The following is an 846-nucleotide window of genomic DNA, read 5'->3' on the forward strand; positions in this document are numbered from 1 at the left end:
TGTACTGCATGGAAAAGATACGTTCAAGCTCTGCCTGTGCGCTCTGCGGGGTGTAGCTCTGTAAGAGGGCGGTCAAGTAAGACGCAAGTTCGTGGGGGTTATGCCCGATACTGTCAAGGTCGTAGCGGTATTCATCATAGCCGGGGTGGGTGCTTTCGATATTGTCAATCTCACTTTGCAGCCCGTTTTCCAATGCAGCATAGTTGTTTTCAACTGCCACAAGGTCGCTGTCCTCGGACGTGTAGGACGTGCCAAGCACGCCGTTTGTCAAGCCCGAAAACATAGCCCCGCAAGAGGACAGCCCTGCGGAAATCATAATAAAGAGAAGCAGCGCGGCAACTGCAATCAAAATGCCCGCCGGGTGTCTTGCCGCAAATGCGGCGGCTTTTCTCGTTTCCTCGGCGGTTTTTTTCGCCGTCTTTCTTGTGGCTTCCGCTGCGGCTTTTGCCCCGCCTTTCTTTGCCGCCTTTGCATACTGGCGTTTTATCTGCTGTTTCTGCATGAAACGGGAAAGAGGGTTAGAGGTAAGCTGCGGGTTGTCGTGCAGGGTCTTGTGATACTGGAAGTTGACGTTTGCCTTAAATGCTGCCTTTTCTGCCTTTGCTGCTTCCCGGTAAGGTTTCAGCTTATGGCTGCGGTAGCCCTGTTTTAACTTCCGCGCCCCGTATTTCGCGCCGCGCTCGGCAAGTTCCTCCGATTTATGCGCCCCCTCAACGCCGGAATTGTCCTTTTCAACCGAATGTATCTTGTTGTGGACGAAAATCCCCGCTTCCTGTGCGGGGCGGGACAGCGGGTTTCCCTTTTTGCCGCCGGGTATCGGTTTTTCCTGTTCTTCAAAGCGTAAGC

The 846-nt window shown here is 53.7% G+C and carries 1 protein-coding gene; it reads right to left on the reverse strand.

Going from position 1 to position 846, the window contains the following annotated elements; all coding sequences use genetic code 11:
• Positions 1 to 846, reverse strand: an 846-nt coding sequence (locus tag DWW13_RS18575; RefSeq protein WP_442857782.1) for a CD1108 family mobile element protein, incomplete at both ends; no start/stop codon positions are given.

Origin of the sequence: Blautia sp. AF14-40, assembly GCF_003479665.1 — a bacterium.
In the GTDB taxonomy this organism is placed as follows: Bacteria; Bacillota; Clostridia; order Lachnospirales; family Lachnospiraceae; genus Fusicatenibacter; species Fusicatenibacter saccharivorans.